Below are 18,238 nucleotides of genomic sequence, written 5' to 3'. Positions count from 1 at the left end.
CAGCATCGGGAATTACGCGAACGCCGCTGTTACTGTTACAAGCACCACCAGCTCCCGACGAACGACGGTTCTATCTGCACATCCTGGCGACCGTCGGGGCACCGGCCACGGCACTGAGCGCGCGCGCTCAAAATGTGGCCTCCCTCGAAGTCCGTGTCGTCGCGCTCTTGCGCGACCTTGGCCTGCGGATGATCATGATCGACGAAGTCCACAACCTCTTGGCCGGGACCCACCGCGAACAGCGCCGCTTTCTCAATGTTCTGCGGTATCTCAGCAATGAACTCGAAGTGTCGCTGGTCTGCCTGGGGGTCAGCGAGGCCGTCGATGCCATCCGTGGTGATATCCAGCTTGCCAGGCGGCTGGACGAACATCACCTTCCAAACTGGCGCGACGACGCCGAGTTCTCGGACATGATCCAGACACTCATCGCGGCAATGCCCCTCGAGAAGAAATCCAATCTGAAGGTCAAGTCACTAAAGCAGATACTTGCGCTGACCGGCGGGGTGACCTCGCGCATCTTCGCCCTGATCAAGGATCTTTCCATCGACGCCATTGTCACAGGTGATGAATGCATCACCGATGACGCAATCGCAAAATGGACGCCGGTTTGGTCGCGCCATGCGAACCCCCATCGGCGGCTCGAGAAGTCCGGGGTGTGAAGCCGCACCCGCTGCCCAAGACTGTCGCGCCGCTGCCCGACGAGTTGTTGTCAGGTTGGTTGTCTAGGCTGGCGGCGGCCAACTACTGTGATGATGCGGAACTACTGGCTCATCTCAGAATCGATACCGCGCATGGCACCGCCTTGAACTTCAACGTCGACGCGGCTGCGGCGGCGAAGATTGCCAACGCCGCACGGATTGACCCAGATGTTGTGCGATCTTTGACCTTCCCAGCAATGACGACACGAGAAGCCTCGCTGACGGCCCAGATACCATTCCAGCATTGCCTGCAATGTTCCAGAGAGGGCCTTTCGCTCAAGCATTGGAGGCGAGCCTGGGCATTCGACTGCCAGGTTTGTGGGACGAGACTTGTGCCGACGCTCGGCAAGGCCAGTGGCGAACAGATGCCCGAAAAGCTGATAAATCGTGCGCGCAACGGCGCCGCGCGGCTTGAATACGCCGCGCGATTACGCAGCTCCAAGCAATTTCGGCGCGCAATGCGCGCGGTCACCTTTGCCATATCATTAAAGGCCTTCCGCGGAGATCCGTTATACGCTCTTCAGGGCCACAGGCTGGAAGTAAGGCTGTTTTGCCTTGCTGCAATTGATGCAGCCCAATCCCGTCCACTGGTCAAAGCGGCCATCTCAAGCTCCGGCATCGACGACTATGCAAGGGTTGCTCTATTGCGCGCCTTCGATAAGGAGCCACGTCTGCTTGCCGCGGTCGATTACATCGCCCGGCAGCGCGCGAAAAGCATAGGCGCGATGGCAGTGGAATCTCATAATTAAGGGCAAAAAATATCCCCGAACGCGTCGTGTCTCAGATTTAAGGGCAACGCGACACCTGTCTTTCGAGTATCTCTATGACGAGCCGATCTTGCTGGTGGCGCGCGCCGGACATCCAGCGCTGGATCTGCCGGTGACCGACGCTCTGCTACGCTATCCCCTCATCCTGCCCAACCCTGGCGCGATCATCCGTCAGAGCGTGGATCAATACCTTGCCGCGATGGGGTTATCCGATCTCACACCGGTGTTCGAGACGGTGGCCCTGCCGGCGGCGCAAACGCTTCTCGAAGGTTCTGAGATGCTCTGGTTCATCTCGCGCGGCGTCGTGGCGCGGGAAATTGCGCGCGGCAGCCTTGCTGCGCTCGATCTAAAGTCGGATTACATGGCCGGGGCGGTAGGTCTGACACGCAAGTTCACGTTCGACGAAGACAGCCATGCCGATCTGCTGGCGCGGCTTCTACACCGGCGGGTTGAAGAGGATTGCGCCCGTCGTTGAGCCAGTCAGACGGCTTCTAGCGCAATAGCAATACCCTGTCCTACACCGATACACATGGTGGATAGCGATTTCTCACCAGGCTTGAGGTCAAGCATCGCGGTGCCAGTAATCCGCGCACCCGACATGCCCAGCGGATGACCCAACGCGATTGCCCCGCCATTGGGGTTCACACGCACGTCATCATCAGCAATCCCAAGATTACGCAACGTGGCGAGGCCCTGCGAGGCGAAAGCTTCGTTAAGCTCAATCACTGCGAACTCCTCTTGGCGCAGGCCAAGACGCGCCAGAAGCTTTCTCGAGGCCGGAACCGGGCCGAAGCCCATGATGCGCGGCGCCACGCCGGCGGTCGCCCCGCCGAGCACTCTGGCGATCGGCTTAAGCCCATGCTTTTCGGCAGCTTCTTTCGTCGAAAGGATCAAAGCGGCAGACCCGTCATTCACGCCAGAGGCGTTGCCCGCTGTCACAGTGCCATCGGCTTTCACGAAGGGCCGAAGCTTTTTCAGGCCTTCGTATGTAGTCGTGGAACGCGGATGCTCGTCGGTGTCGATGACCAGAGGATCACCTTTGCGCTGCGGGATCGTAACCGGCACGATCTCCTGGGCCAAACGGCCATTGACTTGGGCTTTGGCCGCTTTCTGCTGCGAGCGCAAGGCGAAGGCATCCTGATCGGGGCGCGAGATGCCAAAATCTTCGGCCACATTCTCTGCCGTCTCGGGCATGCTGTCGACGCCATATTTTTCCTTCATCAGCTTGTTAACGAAACGCCAGCCGATAGTGGTGTCGTGGACCTCATTGGCCCGCGAGAAGGCGGAGGTGGCCTTGGGCATCACGAATGGCGCGCGCGACATGCTCTCTACCCCTCCGGCGACAAGCAGCTCGGCCTCGCCGGATTTGATCGCCCGAGCTGCAGTGATGACCGCATCCATACCCGAGCCGCAAAGTCGGTTCATCGTCGTACCCGGCACCGTCTCGGGATAGCCTGCGAGAAGCAGCGCCATGCGGGCGACGTTGCGGTTGTCTTCGCCAGCCTGATTGGCGCAGCCGAAGATCACCTCGTCGATCGCGGCAAGGTCGAGGCCCGGATTGCGCGCGGCAATGGCCCGAAGCGGAATCGCGGCAAGGTCGTCAGCGCGGACGGAGGAAAGCGCACCGCCAAAGCGGCCGATTGGTGTGCGGATGTAGTCGCATATGTATACGTCAGTCATGAGATTCCCTCGGGAACATTGAGTTCGGCAACTTCGCCAACAATGTGCAACGTCGCGCCAGTCACCGCCTGCAAGGCGTCCAAAGTGATGCCCGGCAGTTTTTCACGAAGCACGAATTTGCTATCTTCGATGTCAATCACGGCCAGAGAGGTGTAGACGCGGGTCACGCACCCGACGCCTGTCAGCGGGAAAGTACAGGCCTCGACCAGTTTCGGGCCGCCATCCTTGGTTACATGGTCAGTTACAACCGCCACACGCTTGGCCCCATGCACAAGGTCCATTGCTCCACCCACGGCCGGCACGCCTTTGGTGCCTACGCGCCAGTTCGCCAGATCGCCGTTCTGGGCGACCTGATACGCGCCAAGAACGGCCAGATCGAGGTGGCCACCGCGCACCATCGAAAAGCTGTCGGCATGATGGAAAAAGGATGCACCGGGCTTCAATGTAATCGCCTTTTTGCCCGCATTAATAAGATCCCAGTCTTCCTGTCCCTCCGCAGGGGCTTTTCCGAATCCCAGCACGCCGTTCTCGGTATGATAGGTTACATCGCGGCCATCGGGCTGGAACTTGGCGATCATCTCGGGAAATCCGATACCGAGGTTCACATAGGAACCATCTTCGATATCCTGAGCGGCACGCCACGCGATCTGCGCGTTCGTCAGTTTGTCTTCCATTAAATTGAAACCGGACATCAGTAGACCACCCCCCTACGCACGAGTACTTCTTCTTGTTGAGGCGCGGGAACCTCGACAATCTTGTCGACGAAGATTCCGGGGGTAACTACCGCCTCAGGATCGATGGAGCCGGGTGCGCGGAGGTTGGAGACCTGCGCAATCGTGCGATCGGCAGCCATCGCCATCAACGGATTGAAGTTCCGGCCAGCCAAACGATAGGTAAGGTTGCCGGTCTCGTCACCATCATGGCCTTTGATCAGGGCGAAGTCGGCCTTCAACCACAACTCTTGCACGTACATCTTGCCGTCGAACGTCTCTGTCGGCTTGCCTTCGGCAAGCTCGGTACCAAAAGAAGTTGGCGTATAAAAAGCGGGAATGCCTGCTCCGCGCGCGCGAATGCGTTCGGCCAATGTACCCTGCGGGATCAACTCGAGCTCGATTTCGCTTGCCAGGTATTTTTCGTTGAATGCCTCGGCGTTGGAGCTGCGCGGGAAAGAGCAGATCATCTTCCTGACCATCCCCGCTTTGATCATCGCGGCGATTCCGATCGCGCCGTTTCCCGCGTTATTGTTTATCACGGTAAGATTCTTGGGGCTGCCGGTGGCACGAAAGCGGTCGATTAAAGCGTGGATCAGTTCGATCGGGGCTCCGGAGCCTCCAAAGCCACCGATCATAACCTGTACGCCATCGGGGATATCCGCAACCGCGTCAGCGAGGCTGGGCGATGTTTTGTTCATCAGGATCCTCCTTACATTCACTTCGAAATATCCCTAGATTACCGCCGTAGCGAGTAAAATGTTCATATATTGATCTTTTTTCAACATGTGTATATCAACGTTCGCATGTTGAACAATCCCACCGACTACATCGCCTCGCTCGCCAAGGGGCTGAAAGTGATCGAAGCCTTCGGACCCACATCCCCGCGTCTTTCGATATCCGAAGCTGCCGTCGCCAGTGGCTTGGATCGCGCTGCTACGCGACGCGTACTGTTGACGCTCCACCGCGAAGGTTACGCCGACTATGACGGTAAGTTTTTTACTCTTACCCCGCGCATCCTACGGCTCGGAGTGGCCGCACTTGCTTCCCTACCGCTCTCGCAGATTGTCCAACCTTGGCTTGACCAACTCTCCGAGCAAATTGGTCAAAGCTGTTCCGTGGCACTGCTCGATGAGACCGAGATCGTGTATATCGCGCGCGCGGCGCAGAAACGTGTGATGTCCATCGGGCTCATGCCTGGGTCACGACTCCCCGCCCATTGCACCTCGATGGGAAGGGTTCTGTTGGCTGCGCTGCCTCGCGAAGAGGCTGACCTGCTTGTCAGACGCTCGGACCTTACCCCGCGGACCAAGTTCTCAATACTCGACCCAGTTCAGACCTTGTGCCGGATCGATGCTGCGAGAGAGGACGGATATGCGTTTGTGGACCAGGAAGTGGAAACGGGTTTACGGTCAATCGCTGTTCCGCTGAATGATCGCAAGGGTTTGACCGTCGCTGCTCTCAATATCGGTTTGTCGTCTGCCGGCTGGACACCGAAGCAGACGATTGAAACATACTTGCCGCACTTGCTTGGCGTCCAATCGGCCCTCGGGCGGGTTCTCTGATTGACATTATTTAGAAGTCTAAGTTATTAGGGCCTCAAGCCGGGAGGATACCTTAGATGGAAAATCTGAAACTAGACGCGAAGCTCTCTCTTCAAGAACCAGCCCATCTCTACTACGGCGGCGCATGGGTGCCGCCACTAGAGGGAAAGTACGAAGACACTTTCAACCCAGGAACCGGCGAGCGGATCGGGTCGGTTGCGACGGCAAGTCGCGCCGATGTCGATGCGGCGGTTGCGGCAGCGAAAGAAGGGTTCGAGGTATGGCGGGATGTTGTGCCGCTGGAACGCGCACGTATCCTGAAGGAAATCGCAAATCTCTTGCGAAAGCATGGCGATGAACTGGCGATGATGGACGCTGCAAACTGTGGCAACCCCTATACTGAAATGCGCGGCGACGCCGCGATTGCGGCAGCGCAGATGGAGTTTTTCGCCGGTCTTGTGACCGAAATGAAGGGTGATACGATCCCTATGGGACCAGAGCGCATCAACATGACCCTACGCCAGCCGATGGGCGTGGTTGCAAGGATTCTTGCCTTTAATCATCCGTTCATGTTCTGCGGCGGAAAGATGGCAGCGCCTCTGGCCGCAGGCAATGCCGTCATCATCAAGCCGCCGGTTCAGGCTCCGTTGTCTTCGCTGCGGCTGGCGGAGCTCATCGATGGCCTGCTGCCTAAAGGCACGTTCAATGTTCTGCCGGGCGGCGTCGAGGCAGGAGCTGGGCTGGCCGAACATCCCGACGTCGCCAAGGTCACACTCATCGGCTCCGTACCCGCGGGCCGGGCGGTGATGCGCAGCGCGAGCGACACCGTCAAACCAGTGCTGCTCGAACTCGGCGGCAAGAACGCGCTGATCGCCTATCCGGACAGCGATCCGAAGAAGATCGCCGATGCGATCGTCGGCGGCATGAATTTCGGCTGGTGCGGGCAATCTTGCGGATCGACGAGCCGCGCTTTCTTGCATGTAGACATCCACGATGCGGTCATCTCACATCTCAAAGCGGCTGTCGAACGGTACAAGCCAGGCATTCCGACAGAGCCGGAGACCACGATGGGGGCGATCGTCAGCCGGACACAGTTCGATCGGATCATGGACTTCATCGAATCCGCCATGAGCGAAGGCGCGCGTGCCGTAACCGGCGGCCATGCGGTGACCGAAGGTGCGCTGGCACAGGGAAGCTTCATCGCGCCGACGATTTTTGCGGATGTAACGCCGCAGATGCGTATCGCTCGCGAAGAGATTTTCGGGCCAGTTCTGGCGGTCCGCAAATGGTCGGACGAAGATTCCATGCTGAACGAGGTCAACGCACTTGAGCTGGGGCTGACCTGCGCAATTTGGACTCGGGACTTGGTTACGGCTCATCGCACGGCTGCTCGTGTCGAGGCCGGGTTTGTTTGGGTTAACGAAGTTGGCCGGCATTTCCTTGGTGCCCCGTTCGGTGGGGTCAAACAATCGGGTATCGGGCGCGAAGAAGGTATTGGCGAGCTGATTTCCTTCACCCATGAAAAGAATGTGCATATCAATCTGTCGGGTCAGTAACCCGGTGCAGAGGTAATGTGCGAACGGGGTCTGGGATCCAAAAGCTTTTTCTTTATTGATTGCTTTGGCCGGGATGAGACCATCCCTTCCTACCCTTTCTGCAAACCGACAAGGATCTGAAAAATAATGAGCAATGTTGCGAACGTCCCCGATATCATCCTCGAACCTATGGTTCGGAACGCCATTGTGGAGGACCTGGGTGCAGCAGGCGACGTGACAACCCGTTCCGTTCTGCCTGAAGGCACGCGCTACAAGGCGCAAATGCGTGCACGGCAGGACGCGGTTGTTTCTGGGATGCAGGTGGCCTCTCTGGCGTTTCGGCTGATTGATCCCGATCTTATTGTCGAGACTGTTGTCGCGGATGGTACGGCCTGCAAAACGGGCGATACCTTGATGCGTATAGAGGGATCGGCGGCGTCGATCCTTGCCGCAGAGCGTGTTGCCCTGAACTTTGCCGGGCGGTTGTCCGGGACGGCAACTTTGACAGCGTCCTATGTGCAGGAACTTGCGGGTACCAAGACACGTATCACCTGTACACGCAAAACCACACCGGGGCTGAAGCTTGTCGAGAAACTCGCGATTTTGCATGGCGGCGGCCACAATCACCGGTTTTCCCTGTCCGATGCAATCCTGATCAAGGACAACCATATCGCAGCGGCTGGTGGCATCAAACAGGTGTTGGAAGCCGTTCAGCGAAATGTGGGTCACATGGTCGTGGTCGAGATCGAGATCGACGGTTTGCATCAGTTGGACGAGGTGCTTCAGACCGGGGGCGCAGATGTCATCATGTTTGACAATATGTCGACCGAAGACATGGCCGAAGCCGTAAAGCGCATTGACGGGCGGGCGAAGACAGAAGCCAGCGGGAATGTGACCCTTGGCCGTTTGCGCGAAATCGCATCGGCAAATGTGGATTATATTTCCTCCGGTGCTTTGACCCATTCGGCGGGGACCGTCGATTTCGGTTTGGATTTCTGATCCTCTGAACCGCTCCAGACCGTCTGAAATGCAAAATGCCCGCCCTTTCGGCGGGCAATAAATACCTATTGCGTACGCCTTTCAAAATGGGGCGCTGCTGCATCAACACTTCATAAGGAAAGGCCAAAACACATGACAGAGCACAGGCTGTATCAGGTTGAGCGCCCAGTATCGTCGGATAGTTTGGGAGTTTGGGGTAGCGATGTATTTGCGGATATGTTGCGAGGTTTGGGGGTGAAGTATGTTGCGCTGAACCCTGGGTCGAGCTTTCGGGGTTTGCATGACAGCCTTGTGAACCACCTTGGTAATGAAGATCCGCAGATGCTGTTGTGTCTGCACGAAGAGCATGCGGTTGCGATTGCACATGGCTATGCGAAGGTGACGGGGGAGCCATTGGCGGTGATTCTGCACAGCAACGTGGGTCTGATGCATGGGACGATGGCGATCTTCAACGCATGGTGTGATCGGGTTCCTGTGCTGATCTATGGTGCGACGGGGCCGGTTGATGCGGCGCTGCGGCGTCCTTGGATTGACTGGCTCCATACCTGCCGTGACCAGGCGTCGATGATCCGGAATTATGTGAAATGGGACGATCAGCCTGGCTCGATGGAGGCGGCGCTGGAATCGATGTTGCGTGCGGATGTGATCGCGCGGAGCGAGCCGAAAGGGCCGACCTATGTGAACTTTGATGTGTCGATCCAGGAAAAGCAGCACGCGCAGGCCCCGGCGCTGCCGGATTTTGCGCGTTACCAGCCGCCTTTGCCTGCGGCTCCTTCGGCCGAAGGCGTGGCACGTGCGGCGGACCTGCTGAAGAACGCCAAGGCGCCTGTGGTGCTGGCGGGGCGGGTGTCGCGCGATCCGGCGGATTGGGCGCGGCGTGTGGCCTTTGTCGAGGGGCTGGGGGCGAAGGTTCTGACGGATATCCGGATCGGGGCGTCTTTCCCGACGGATCACCCGCGGCATCGGGGTAAACCAGCCTTCTTCATCGACGACGCGGCGGGCGCGGTGCTGCGCGAGGCCGATGTGATCCTGAGTCTGGACTGGCTGGATGTCGCGGGTACGCTGAAACTGGCGGGCGAAGTGACGGCGCAGGTGATCCAGGCGTCGCTGGATTATCAGCTGCACAATGGCTGGGGGATGGAGCATCAGGCGCTGCCTGCGCTGGATCTGCACCTGGCCTGTGGCCCGGATGTTGCGATGCATGCGATTGCCGATGCCCTGGGTGTAGGGGCGGGCGAGATGCCCGGTGATTTGCCGGTCAAACCCGCGCTGAACGCCCCCGATGCAGATGTTGAGCTTGATATCATGACGCTGGCCGGGGCGCTTGGCGAAGGTTTGGAAGGTGTCTGTGCCAGCTTTGTGCGTTGGCCGTTGGGTTGGGCGGGCGAGGCGTGGCACTTCCGTCATCCGCTGGACTTCCTGGGTTCGGATGGCGGCGCGGGGATCGGCTCGGGTCCTGGGATGCTGATCGGGGCGGCGCTGGCGCTGAAAGACAGCGACCGGCTGCCTGTTGCGGTTCTTGGGGACGGCGACTTCATGATGGCGGCCTCGGCATTTTGGACGGCGGCGCATTATGGCACTCCGTTCCTGGCGGTGGTGTCGAACAATCGCTCGTTCTACAATGACGAGGTGCACCAGGAACGCGTGGCAGTGGCCCGCAACCGCCCGGTCGAGAACAAGTGGATCGGCCAGCGTATCGGTGATCCGGATATCGACATTGCCGGAGTTGCGCGGGCGCAGGGCTGCGAAGGGATCGGCCCGGTCTTTACCGCGGGCGAGCTGGTCGAGGCGATCAAACAGGGCGTCGAGATGGTGCGCGCGGGCAAGAGCGTAGTGATCGATGCACGTGTCCAGCCGGGGTATAACCCCAACATGGTCGCTGGCCTGACGCGGAGCGACTGATGATGACCCCGAAGATCTATATTGCGCAGGATCCTGTGCTGGAAGAGGTGTTGGACACCGCAACGGATCGGCTGCGGGCCGAAGGCTGGGAGGTCGTTCGCGGCCCCCAGATCACCCCGGGTGTTCCGCTGCGGCTGACGGAAGAGCAACGGCAGGCGCTGCTGTCGGACGTTGATATCATCGTGGCCAGCTCGCGGTCGCGGCTGAGCGAGGCGGATCTGGATGCCTCACCACGGCTGCGGGCGCTGGTCTTTCCGACGATCGGGGTGGATGCGGTCGATCTGGAGGCCTGTGCCGCGCGTGGTCTGATCGTGGCCAATGGTGCAACGCCCGAGAACTTTCTGGCGATGTCAGAGGCGACAGTGATGCTGATGCTGGTGCTGCTGTACCGGCTGCATGAATCCGAACGCCTGCTACGCGAAAATGCGGGCCGGCCGCAGCAGATGTATGCGCGGATGGTGCGGGGCCGGACGATCGGCCTGATCGGGTCTGGCCGGATTGGGGCCGGGGTGATCGAGCGACTGCTGGCGTTCGAGCCGGCACAGATCCTGGTGCACGATCCGTTCCTGACACCTGACACCGCACCCGCGGGCGTACGGTTGGTGGAGCGCGACGCGCTGCTGACCACGTCCGATGTGGTCAGCCTGCATGTGCCGCTCAACGCGCAGACGCGAGGCATGATTGCCGAGGCGGAACTGCGCGCGATGAAGACAAATGCGGTTCTGATCAACACCTCGCGCGGGGGTCTCATTGACGAGGATGCGCTGGTGCGGGTGATGACAGCAGGACACCTGGCCGGTGCGGGGCTGGACGTGACGGAAACCGAACCGCTGCCCGCCGACCACCCGCTGCGCGGCCTCGACCGGGTGATCCTCACCCCGCATATCCTGGGCCACACCATTGATCTCTACACGGTCATGCCCGACGTCCTCGTCGAAAACGCAACACGCATCATGAAAGGTGATCTGCCGACATATGTCAGGAACCCCGATGTGGTGGAACGCTGGCGACAAAAGTTGAACGATCTGAACTGACCAACCCCTCCGCGCGAACGGTGTGCACAGCCGAACTGCAGAGCCTATGTTCCTTGCACCTATTGAATGGCCGTGAACCGCGCCGGGTTTGCCGGAGGCGTTACACAACGGTTGCCCGGCGCTGTGCGGCACAGTGGTGCAAGGCAGGTGTCGGCGCATGATGGTCGCGTACTGGAAAGCAACCGGCGCACAATCCCGACACAGGGGCAAAACCACCCCGGAAGAAAGTCCATACTCGGGCCCAACGATAGGCACCCCGGCTTCCATGTCTTGACTTTGTACCAAGGCTCGGCACCTATGTTGCGCGCGCCACAACTCTGGAGTTCTTAGCTATCAAGTCCGGGCGGGCGCGCTGTTTGGATAAAAACCATGTGTGGAGACAGGCCGTGAGCGATGCGATGAAAGAAAAGCAATCAAGCCACGTACCTGTCCAACCCGACGAGCGCATGGCCCGGCTGGTACGACTGGCGGCCCGCGGGTTCAACCGGGCGCTTCAACTTCGACTGCAAACGGAAAATGTTACGTTCGGTCAGTGGATTTTCCTGCGCATCCTCTGGCAGGAAGACGGGTTGTCGCAACGCGAACTGAGCGACCGGGCGCATCTCACCGAACCCACCGCCCACACCGCGCTCATCAAAATGGAAGAATTGGGTTTCATAGAGCGACGCAACGTCGAGGGCAACAAACGGCGCCAGCACGCGTTTCTGACGCGGAAGGGCTTGGAGCTGCGCGACGTTCTCGAACCTCTGGCGCTCGAAGTGAACGATGCAGCGATGGCGGGACTGTCCAAGAAAGCTCAGGAAGACTTGCGACACGCACTTGCCGTGATGATCCGGAACCTCGAAAATGACGAACAGGATGCGGCCGCCAGAGGGGTCCGTGTTCCCCCGACCAAGGGCAACACAGCAAACTGAATCGCGAGCCATGCGTGCCGAGTGTCCGGCGCGGGCCATTCAATGGCGGTTGCGGACATAGAGAGCCTATGGGGGCGGGGGTTTGAGGCCTGCTGCTCCGGGGCTCCACGGGTTGATAGTGCGTCACGACAAAGCACCTACGCCGGACACACGGCTTCGGCGTGTTCCGCGTCAGGAACTATGACTTGAGTGGCTTTCGCTGAACAATAGTCTCGACTTCAATCAGGGTTGACGGGTGCGAGTGGATAGACTACTAGCATTAAAGATAGATATCTAATATTAGATGTCTACTGAAAACAGGGAGGAAGACATGAAATTTCCAATCAAAGCCGTTGCCGCATCGATCGGCCTCGCGGTTCTTGCGAGCGCTGCTTCCGCAGAAAGCGTTAATGTGACCCTTTCAGGCGGCAATCCCTCGGGGCTTTGGTCGCTTCTGGGCGCTGGTATTGACCGTGCCGTCAAGGCGGATGACCCGAGCGGCGTGGTGACTTATCAGGCCACCGGTGGTGGCTTTGCGAACATCGGCCTTCTGGGCCGTGAACGGACCGACCTGGGGATGGCACATGATGCCGAGATCAAGCTGGCCCTCGCAGGGGACGAACCGTTTGACGCGCCGATCGAGAACCTTCAAGCCATCGGCTACATGTACAACTGGGCGCCGATGCACTTCTTCATCAAGAAGTCTCTTGCCGAAGAATATGGCATCGACAGCATTGACGACCTCGCGACGTCCGGCGCGGCGATCCGTGTTGCGAACAACAATGCCGGGAACATCGTCGCCAACATCGCGACCTTCATGCTCGAAGAGGCGGGCTACGACGAAGCCACGATCGAGTCCAATGGCGGCGTGCTTGTCCGTGGTGGTTCGTCACAGCAAGCAGATCTGATTGCAGACGGCCGCACCGATATGGTGATCAACGGCATTTTCATCGGACATTCGTCGTTCCGTAAAGTTGACGAGGGCAATCACGTCGTGTTGCTCAGCGTTCCCGAAAACATCATCGCTGCGACCAACGAGCGTTTCGGAACCGGCACGTTCACAATTCCAGCCGACAGCTACAAGAACCAGACCGAAGATGTCGTCACGCTCGCACTGGGTGCGATGGTAATCACTTCCGATGTACTGCCGGAAGAAACTGGCTACATGCTCGCAAAGAGCATCGCGTCCAATATCGACGAGATCCGCGGCGTGCATAAGGCGATGCAGGCGCTCACACCGGAACTTCTGACGTCGCAGACCACGCTGCCGTTCCATCCTGGTGCGGAGCGTGCCTACAAAGAACTGGGTCTGCTCAATTAAGGTCGATCCCGCGATCCGGCCGGCGCGCGCTGCAACGACACGCGCCGGCCCACTCATCGACTGCACAGAGCAATGCCCCGCGGTGGCTACGTGAGATGTCACGTCATGTCATCGCGCGGCCCATACATCGCGGTTCTTTCTCTTCTCTGCCTTATACGGGGTCTACATGAATTTTCCTTCGCTTACAGAAACCGGTCGTCGTAGAAATTTAGGCTCGCCGATGAGAACCATCGTCATGGTTCTGGCGGCGGCATTCGCGGTTTGGGTAATCCACTCGAACCTCTTCATCATCTCCGATCCGCTCATTCAGGGCATTCTGTTCGTATCGGGCATTTTCACGATTCTCTTCCTCGCGATCGGCGCGACCTCGCGCGCGCCGGACAGCATTCCGATCTATGATTGGGTTCTCTCTGCGCTGAGCCTGGCCACAGGGGTGTATTTCTACGTGACCTCGGGAGCGATTGCGGACCGGATCAGTCTACTCGACGAATTCACAACCGATCAGTTTTTCTTTGGCTCAGCCTTGTTGTTTCTGACCATCGAAGCGACCCGCCGGACCACCGGCCTAGGCCTGACCGGCGTTGTCGCCCTCTTCCTGATTTATAATCTGTTTGGCTCTCTTCTGCCGCCGCCATTCGGGCATCGCGTCAGCGAGTTCAGCTATCTCTTGGATATTCTGGTTTTCACCACCGATGGACTTTTTGGCGTGCCGCTTCAGGTCGTTGCTAGCTATGTTTTCCTGTTCGTGATGTTTGGAACATTCCTGGCCAAGGCCGGGGGAGGGGACTTCTTTTTCAACCTTGCAGCGCTTGTGACCGGCAATGCGCGCGGCGGCCCCGCCAAAATCGCGATCATTTCGTCGGGCCTGTACGGCACGATGTCCGGGAGCCCAACATCCGATGTTGTTGCAACGGGGTCGATCACGATCCCTGTCATGAAGCGACTCGGCTATCGGGCACGGTTCGCGGGGGCGGTGGAAGTCGCGGCGTCGTCTGGCGGAAGCGCGATGCCTCCGATCATGGGGTCAGCAGCCTTCATCATGGCCGAGTATTCCGGCATTTCCTACAACGCCATCGTGCTCGCCGCTCTGGTGCCGGCGCTTCTATACTACACGGGTGTCTTCGCTCAGGTTCACTTCCGGTCAGTCAAGCACAACCTTCGACCCTCTGCAGACGAAATACCTTCAGCAAAGGAAACATTCAGGACCGGATGGGTTTTCCTGCTGCCGATCATCGGCATCATCGTCGCCCTCATTCTGGGGTATTCCCCGACCTTCACAGCCGGTGTCGGAGTTCTAGTAACCATCCTGTCCGCGATGATGCTGAAAGACACACGGCTGTCACTGTGGCAGTTGGTGGAAGGGCTGGGGGCGACTACGCTCCAGATTCTGCCAGTCGCCGGCGCTTGTGCCGCGGCCGGTCTTGTGATTGGCGGCTTGTCGATGACCGGCCTTGGAATGAAATCCGCGAACGTCATTTTGACTGTCAGCAACATGCAACCACTGCTGACACTCGTTATCGCCGCGGTCGTCACGATTGTTCTCGGTCTCGGGATGCCAACGCCCAGTGCGTATATCCTGGCAGCCGTGCTGGTCGGACCGGCGCTGGCAAAGCTCGGTTTCCCGACGTTGCCGAGCCAGATGTTTCTGCTCTACTATGCGATTCTCTTGGCACTTACGCCACCGATCGCCGTGGCAGCAATCGCGGCCTCAGCGATCGCCGACGAAGACCCCTTCAAGATCGCTTTCTCCGCAGTCCGGCTGGCCATCGTCGGCTTCCTTCTGCCCTTCGCCTTCGTGTGGAACCCAGGCATCCTCCTAGAGCTCGGTCCTCTGGCAAACACTTTGGCCGTAGTGGGCGCCTTTGCCGGAGCACTCGCGGTCGCAGCCTCTCTGGAAGGCTTGGTCAAGACGCAACTCAGTGCAGTCGAACGGGGCGTACTGCCAATCGCTGCGATTGGCGCCGTAAGCCCTTACTTGGCGGTATCCGCGATCTGTATTTTAGTGATTGTCGCAATGCTATTCCGGCAGATCGCATTCACGACAGAAAACGCCCGCGTGGACAGTGCCTAGCTGTGGCGCCTCAGCAGGTTGACCCGATTGAAGCGCAGTCTGGTCATCGAGGGATTCAACCCAGAGACGGCATGTGGCCTGGGCCAATTTTTAAGGTTGGTCCGGGCCGGTCGGCCTATGACGCGGAACACAGGCGGCTACTTCCATAGGTGGGAGCTGATCACTTCGCAACCGGCGCAAAGTATTTCGAGGTTCAGGAAATGAATGAAACACCGGGGCCGGAAGAACTTGGGCCAAAACAGCTTAGTATTGGCACCGACGCGATCCCCGAGCTGTCGGTTTCCATCAGAGCACCCCTTGCACAGGCCGCGGTCGTCGCGAAGGCGATAAACGATGCCGCTCTGTATCACCTAGATTGGAACCGATTTGACGCTCGCATGTCCCTACAGAATCAGACTGGCATTGACCAGATCATCTTTTCGGTGACCTTGCTTGGGGAAGAAGCATCCGTTTCGCTCCGAGACGGAATGGCCGCCTTGGCCCATGATCTCGAAGAGAGGCTGAGCTTCGCTTCGGTGACTGTAGGGCACCAGGTGCCGGCCAACGGTACTGACCCGAAACCGCCAGCCGCGCCGCGCTATTGGAAGGCCTGGGTCACCAGCATGCTGGGTGTCTATCCCCTGCTGATCCTTATCTACTACGCGCTGCAACCGCTCACGCAAAACCTTCCAGGTCCCGTGTCTCTGTTTCTTGTTGCGCTGGTGCTCACCGGAGTGAACGGTGTCTACGTTGCGCCGTTTCTGGGCAAGAGATTGCGTCCATGGCTCACACGGTGAAGCGAGATGGTTCGCTTGCCGCGACTTATGCACAGGCTGGCTGCCATGACACCTCAGAGACGGGCCCGGCAAGCCGCTGTCGGGGAGGTTCCGGACCACAATTGCGCGAAAGTATCTCGGTTTTGCGATCTCGTCAGCTTGATCTAGTTCAGAACCCGCTATTTCGGACAACAAGTTAGGTCGATACCTACAACGCGGGAAAAAAAAGTGGCAGGTTACGTTGACAGATAAAACTTAGAGAGCTAAGAATAGTTGAGAGGTCGAAAACCACTCATCCACTGAAAGAGTCGGATGCCATTGGAGGAGCCCAGATGCTTACACCCGAAGAGAATGAACTGCTTACACGCGTAACGGGGGATGCCCCGATGGCGCGACTTATGCGTCAGCATTGGACGCCTGTATGCCTGATCGAAGAGGTTGAAGAGTCGGACGGCAAACCGCTTCGAGTCGAAGTTCTCGGCGAAAGCTATGTCGCGTTCCGGGATACCAAGGGTCGTCTGGGAATGCTGGATGAGCTTTGCCCCCACAGAAAGGCCTCTCTGGTCTATGGCCGTAACGAGGAATGTGGGCTGCGCTGCCTCTATCACGGCTGGAAGATGGATGTTGAAGGCAATGTCGTCGCAATGTCTTCAGAGCCGGAAGGCAGTCCATTGATGGACAAGGTCAAACATCGTTCCTACCCCGTGCGGGAGTGGGGCGGCTTCGTCTGGGCTTGGCTCGGCGAGAAAGATGATATGCCCGAGTTCCAGCCGCCGGCCTTTGCGCCAACCGAAGACACCCCAGTTTCGATCCTGAAGATTCGCGTGCCCGCCAACTGGGCGCAGATTCACGAGGGCCAGATCGATAGCGCGCATTCATCATCGCTCCATTCCTCGAATATGGTTCCGGCACGGGTCGAGGGCGCCGCGGCGGACGACAAATCATGGTACCGCCCATCGACAGACAAATCTCCGCGTATGCAGACTGAAACCACGAGCTACGGTTTCCATTACGCGGCGATCCGTAAGCCGATCAAAAACGCTCAGACGCACAACTATCTCCGGATCACCGAATTTATCGCGCCCTATTATTCGCTGATTCCGCCGAACAACAACTACCGGGTCGCCAGCGTCATCGTGCCGATCAATGACGATGAGACAGCGTTTCACTTCATAGCCTTCGACGGACCGAACGTTCCCTCCACTGAAGAGTGGCGCAAGTTTGCCCATGCCGTACCGGGTGAGGACGTGGACCACAAATGGCGCTCTCTCCGGACGTTGGAGAACGACTTCAAGCAGGACCGAGAAAGGATGAAAGAGGGCCACTTTACCGGCGTGGACGGCATTCCGAACGAAGATATTGTGATGTGGGTTTCGATGGGTAGCCGCGTACAGCGTCACACGGACATTCTTGGGGCCTCCGACCTGGCGATTGTCGAGTTCCGCCGCCTCATGGCCGATGCGGCAAAGAAAGTCGCCGAAGGTGGCCAGGCAATCGGCACCGAGTCGAAGATTCCGCAAAGGGTAATCGCCTCTCACGAGGGAGTGTATCCTAAGGACGTCGATTGGCGAACACTGGTGGACACGTCGAGCAAGACGGAAGCGGCGGAATAACTTGCGCACATGTTTCCTCCCTGAACCGTCCAAGGCCTCAAGGGGTTTTGGGCGGCTCTTTTTTCGTGGTGCCGTCGGACTTTCATAGCTTCCCTCGACGGATTCTGCTCGGCGGGCGACAGGCGTTATGACGACAGCAATCAATATCGAAGACTTGCGGGCGCAGGCACGGCGTCGCCTGCCACGGGTGGTGTTCGATTATTTGGATGGGGGCGCGGAATCGGAGGTGACGCTGCGGCACAATCGCAGTTCCTTCACGAATATCGTTCTCACGCCGCGAATCCTCAAAGGGGGGAGCGTCGATCTCACCTTGGAGCTGTTCGGGGAAACATACTCGAAGCCGTTTTTCATAGGGCCGACAGGGCTGAACGGCCTCTACTGGCCCCAGGGAGATCTGCACCTCGCCGCTGCGGCCGAACGAGCCGGGGTCGGGTTCACGGTTTCGACCGCCTCGAACACGACGCTGGAAGAGATCGCGCGGAGGAGCAAGGGTCCCCTCTGGTTCCAGCTTTATCCGTGGGGGAAGGGCGCATTCGCTGATGCGCTGATCGACCGGGCACAGGCGGCCGGTTACTCGGCTCTGGTACTGACTGTCGATTCACTCGTGGGCGGCAAGCGCGAACGTGATCTGTCAATCGGCACGCAAACTTGACCCCCTATCGGCATGCAAAAATAACCCCCTCGGAGCGCTCGGGTAGCTGGCCCGATGCGGTGTA

The 18,238-nt window shown here is 58.9% G+C and carries 17 protein-coding genes; 14 read left to right on the top strand and 3 right to left on the bottom strand.

Going from position 1 to position 18,238, the window contains the following annotated elements:
* The 3 genes from PVW51_RS23305 to PVW51_RS23295 form a co-directional block, all read left to right on the top strand.
* A partial coding sequence (locus tag PVW51_RS23305) for a TniB family NTP-binding protein (protein WP_274578045.1) occupies nucleotides 1–659 on the top strand: 659 nt, incomplete at its 5' end.
* Entirely contained in the window at nucleotides 656–1,447 is a 792-nt protein-coding gene (locus PVW51_RS23300) for a TniQ family protein (protein WP_007803196.1), read from the top strand. The genes PVW51_RS23305 and PVW51_RS23300, both read left to right, overlap by 4 nt.
* Nucleotides 1,440–1,940, top strand: coding sequence for a LysR substrate-binding domain-containing protein (locus PVW51_RS23295; RefSeq protein ID WP_311135730.1), 501 nt, complete (start codon nucleotides 1,440–1,442; stop codon nucleotides 1,938–1,940). The genes PVW51_RS23300 and PVW51_RS23295 overlap by 8 nt, the downstream gene beginning before the upstream one ends.
* Before the next feature lie 5 nt (nucleotides 1,941–1,945).
* Here PVW51_RS23295 and pcaF read toward each other — a convergent pair whose 3' ends face one another.
* Genes pcaF through PVW51_RS23280 form a run of 3 tightly spaced genes read right to left on the bottom strand, consistent with a single transcriptional unit; the run spans nucleotide 1,946 to nucleotide 4,556 of the window.
* Nucleotides 1,946–3,145, bottom strand: a complete 1,200-nt coding sequence (gene pcaF, locus PVW51_RS23290; RefSeq protein WP_007803192.1) for a 3-oxoadipyl-CoA thiolase — start codon at nucleotides 3,143–3,145, stop codon at nucleotides 1,946–1,948.
* A complete protein-coding gene (locus tag PVW51_RS23285) occupies nucleotides 3,142–3,819 on the bottom strand; it encodes a 3-oxoacid CoA-transferase subunit B (protein WP_008335453.1) in 678 nt (225 codons plus the stop codon). Before PVW51_RS23285 ends, pcaF begins: the two co-directional genes overlap by 4 nt.
* A 17-nt stretch (nucleotides 3,820–3,836) precedes the next feature.
* Nucleotides 3,837–4,556, bottom strand: a complete 720-nt coding sequence (locus tag PVW51_RS23280; RefSeq protein WP_007803187.1) for a 3-oxoacid CoA-transferase subunit A — start codon at nucleotides 4,554–4,556, stop codon at nucleotides 3,837–3,839.
* Between the two features lie 105 nt (nucleotides 4,557–4,661).
* Between PVW51_RS23280 and PVW51_RS23275 the strand changes: the two genes are divergently transcribed.
* From PVW51_RS23275 to PVW51_RS23225, 11 genes are all read left to right on the top strand, one after another.
* Nucleotides 4,662–5,420, top strand: a complete 759-nt coding sequence (locus PVW51_RS23275; protein ID WP_008335451.1) for an IclR family transcriptional regulator domain-containing protein — start codon at nucleotides 4,662–4,664, stop codon at nucleotides 5,418–5,420.
* 56 nt (nucleotides 5,421–5,476) lie between these two features.
* Nucleotides 5,477–6,955, top strand: a complete 1,479-nt coding sequence (locus tag PVW51_RS23270; protein WP_007803185.1) for an aldehyde dehydrogenase family protein — start codon at nucleotides 5,477–5,479, stop codon at nucleotides 6,953–6,955.
* A gap of 126 nt (nucleotides 6,956–7,081) precedes the next feature.
* Nucleotides 7,082–7,933: a carboxylating nicotinate-nucleotide diphosphorylase gene (nadC, locus tag PVW51_RS23265; RefSeq protein ID WP_007803184.1), complete on the top strand. Its 852-nt coding sequence runs from the start codon at nucleotides 7,082–7,084 to the stop codon at nucleotides 7,931–7,933.
* A gap of 132 nt (nucleotides 7,934–8,065) precedes the next feature.
* Complete coding sequence (locus PVW51_RS23260; RefSeq protein ID WP_040545931.1) at nucleotides 8,066–9,835, top strand: thiamine pyrophosphate-binding protein; 1,770 nt, start codon at nucleotides 8,066–8,068, stop codon at nucleotides 9,833–9,835.
* Nucleotides 9,835–10,869 (top strand): 2-hydroxyacid dehydrogenase, encoded by a 1,035-nt coding sequence (locus PVW51_RS23255; RefSeq protein ID WP_007803182.1) that lies wholly within the window; start codon nucleotides 9,835–9,837, stop codon nucleotides 10,867–10,869. The genes PVW51_RS23260 and PVW51_RS23255 overlap by 1 nt, the downstream gene beginning before the upstream one ends.
* A 386-nt stretch (nucleotides 10,870–11,255) precedes the next feature.
* Nucleotides 11,256–11,783, top strand: coding sequence for a MarR family winged helix-turn-helix transcriptional regulator (locus PVW51_RS23250; RefSeq protein WP_229678654.1), 528 nt, complete (start codon nucleotides 11,256–11,258; stop codon nucleotides 11,781–11,783).
* Between the two features lie 310 nt (nucleotides 11,784–12,093).
* A complete protein-coding gene (locus tag PVW51_RS23245) occupies nucleotides 12,094–13,083 on the top strand; it encodes a TAXI family TRAP transporter solute-binding subunit (RefSeq protein ID WP_040545928.1) in 990 nt (329 codons plus the stop codon).
* A gap of 220 nt (nucleotides 13,084–13,303) precedes the next feature.
* Nucleotides 13,304–15,154 (top strand): TRAP transporter permease, encoded by a 1,851-nt coding sequence (locus PVW51_RS23240; RefSeq protein ID WP_274578031.1) that lies wholly within the window; start codon nucleotides 13,304–13,306, stop codon nucleotides 15,152–15,154.
* 200 nt (nucleotides 15,155–15,354) lie between these two features.
* Nucleotides 15,355–15,930, top strand: coding sequence for a hypothetical protein (locus tag PVW51_RS23235; RefSeq protein WP_040545926.1), 576 nt, complete (start codon nucleotides 15,355–15,357; stop codon nucleotides 15,928–15,930).
* Between the two features lie 311 nt (nucleotides 15,931–16,241).
* Nucleotides 16,242–17,522, top strand: a complete 1,281-nt coding sequence (locus PVW51_RS23230; protein WP_040545925.1) for a Rieske 2Fe-2S domain-containing protein — start codon at nucleotides 16,242–16,244, stop codon at nucleotides 17,520–17,522.
* Nucleotides 17,523–17,649: 127 nt separating this feature from the next.
* Entirely contained in the window at nucleotides 17,650–18,174 is a 525-nt protein-coding gene (locus PVW51_RS23225) for an alpha-hydroxy acid oxidase (RefSeq protein WP_274578029.1), read from the top strand.
* Nucleotides 18,175–18,238: the final 64 nt, after the last annotated feature.

The sequence above is a fragment of the Sulfitobacter sp. PR48 genome (genome assembly GCF_028807335.1).
Lineage (GTDB): Bacteria > Pseudomonadota > Alphaproteobacteria > Rhodobacterales > Rhodobacteraceae > Sulfitobacter.
The sequence above is the reverse complement of the archived record's forward strand: the minus strand, read 5'-3'. Positions and strand labels throughout refer to the sequence as shown.

Coding starts and splice junctions, on each gene's coding strand:
- pcaF (WP_007803192.1), bottom strand. CDS start 3,145: ATGACTGACGTATACATATGCGACTACATCCGCACACCAATCGGCCGC.
- PVW51_RS23285 (WP_008335453.1), bottom strand. CDS start 3,819: ATGGAAGACAAACTGACGAACGCGCAGATCGCGTGGCGTGCCGCTCAG.
- PVW51_RS23280 (WP_007803187.1), bottom strand. CDS start 4,556: ATGAACAAAACATCGCCCAGCCTCGCTGACGCGGTTGCGGATATCCCC.
- PVW51_RS23275 (WP_008335451.1), top strand. CDS start 4,662: ATGTTGAACAATCCCACCGACTACATCGCCTCGCTCGCCAAGGGGCTG.
- PVW51_RS23270 (WP_007803185.1), top strand. CDS start 5,477: ATGGAAAATCTGAAACTAGACGCGAAGCTCTCTCTTCAAGAACCAGCC.
- nadC (WP_007803184.1), top strand. CDS start 7,082: ATGAGCAATGTTGCGAACGTCCCCGATATCATCCTCGAACCTATGGTT.
- PVW51_RS23260 (WP_040545931.1), top strand. CDS start 8,066: ATGACAGAGCACAGGCTGTATCAGGTTGAGCGCCCAGTATCGTCGGAT.
- PVW51_RS23255 (WP_007803182.1), top strand. CDS start 9,835: ATGATGACCCCGAAGATCTATATTGCGCAGGATCCTGTGCTGGAAGAG.
- PVW51_RS23245 (WP_040545928.1), top strand. CDS start 12,094: ATGAAATTTCCAATCAAAGCCGTTGCCGCATCGATCGGCCTCGCGGTT.
- PVW51_RS23240 (WP_274578031.1), top strand. CDS start 13,304: ATGAGAACCATCGTCATGGTTCTGGCGGCGGCATTCGCGGTTTGGGTA.
- PVW51_RS23235 (WP_040545926.1), top strand. CDS start 15,355: ATGAATGAAACACCGGGGCCGGAAGAACTTGGGCCAAAACAGCTTAGT.
- PVW51_RS23230 (WP_040545925.1), top strand. CDS start 16,242: ATGCTTACACCCGAAGAGAATGAACTGCTTACACGCGTAACGGGGGAT.
- PVW51_RS23225 (WP_274578029.1), top strand. CDS start 17,650: ATGACGACAGCAATCAATATCGAAGACTTGCGGGCGCAGGCACGGCGT.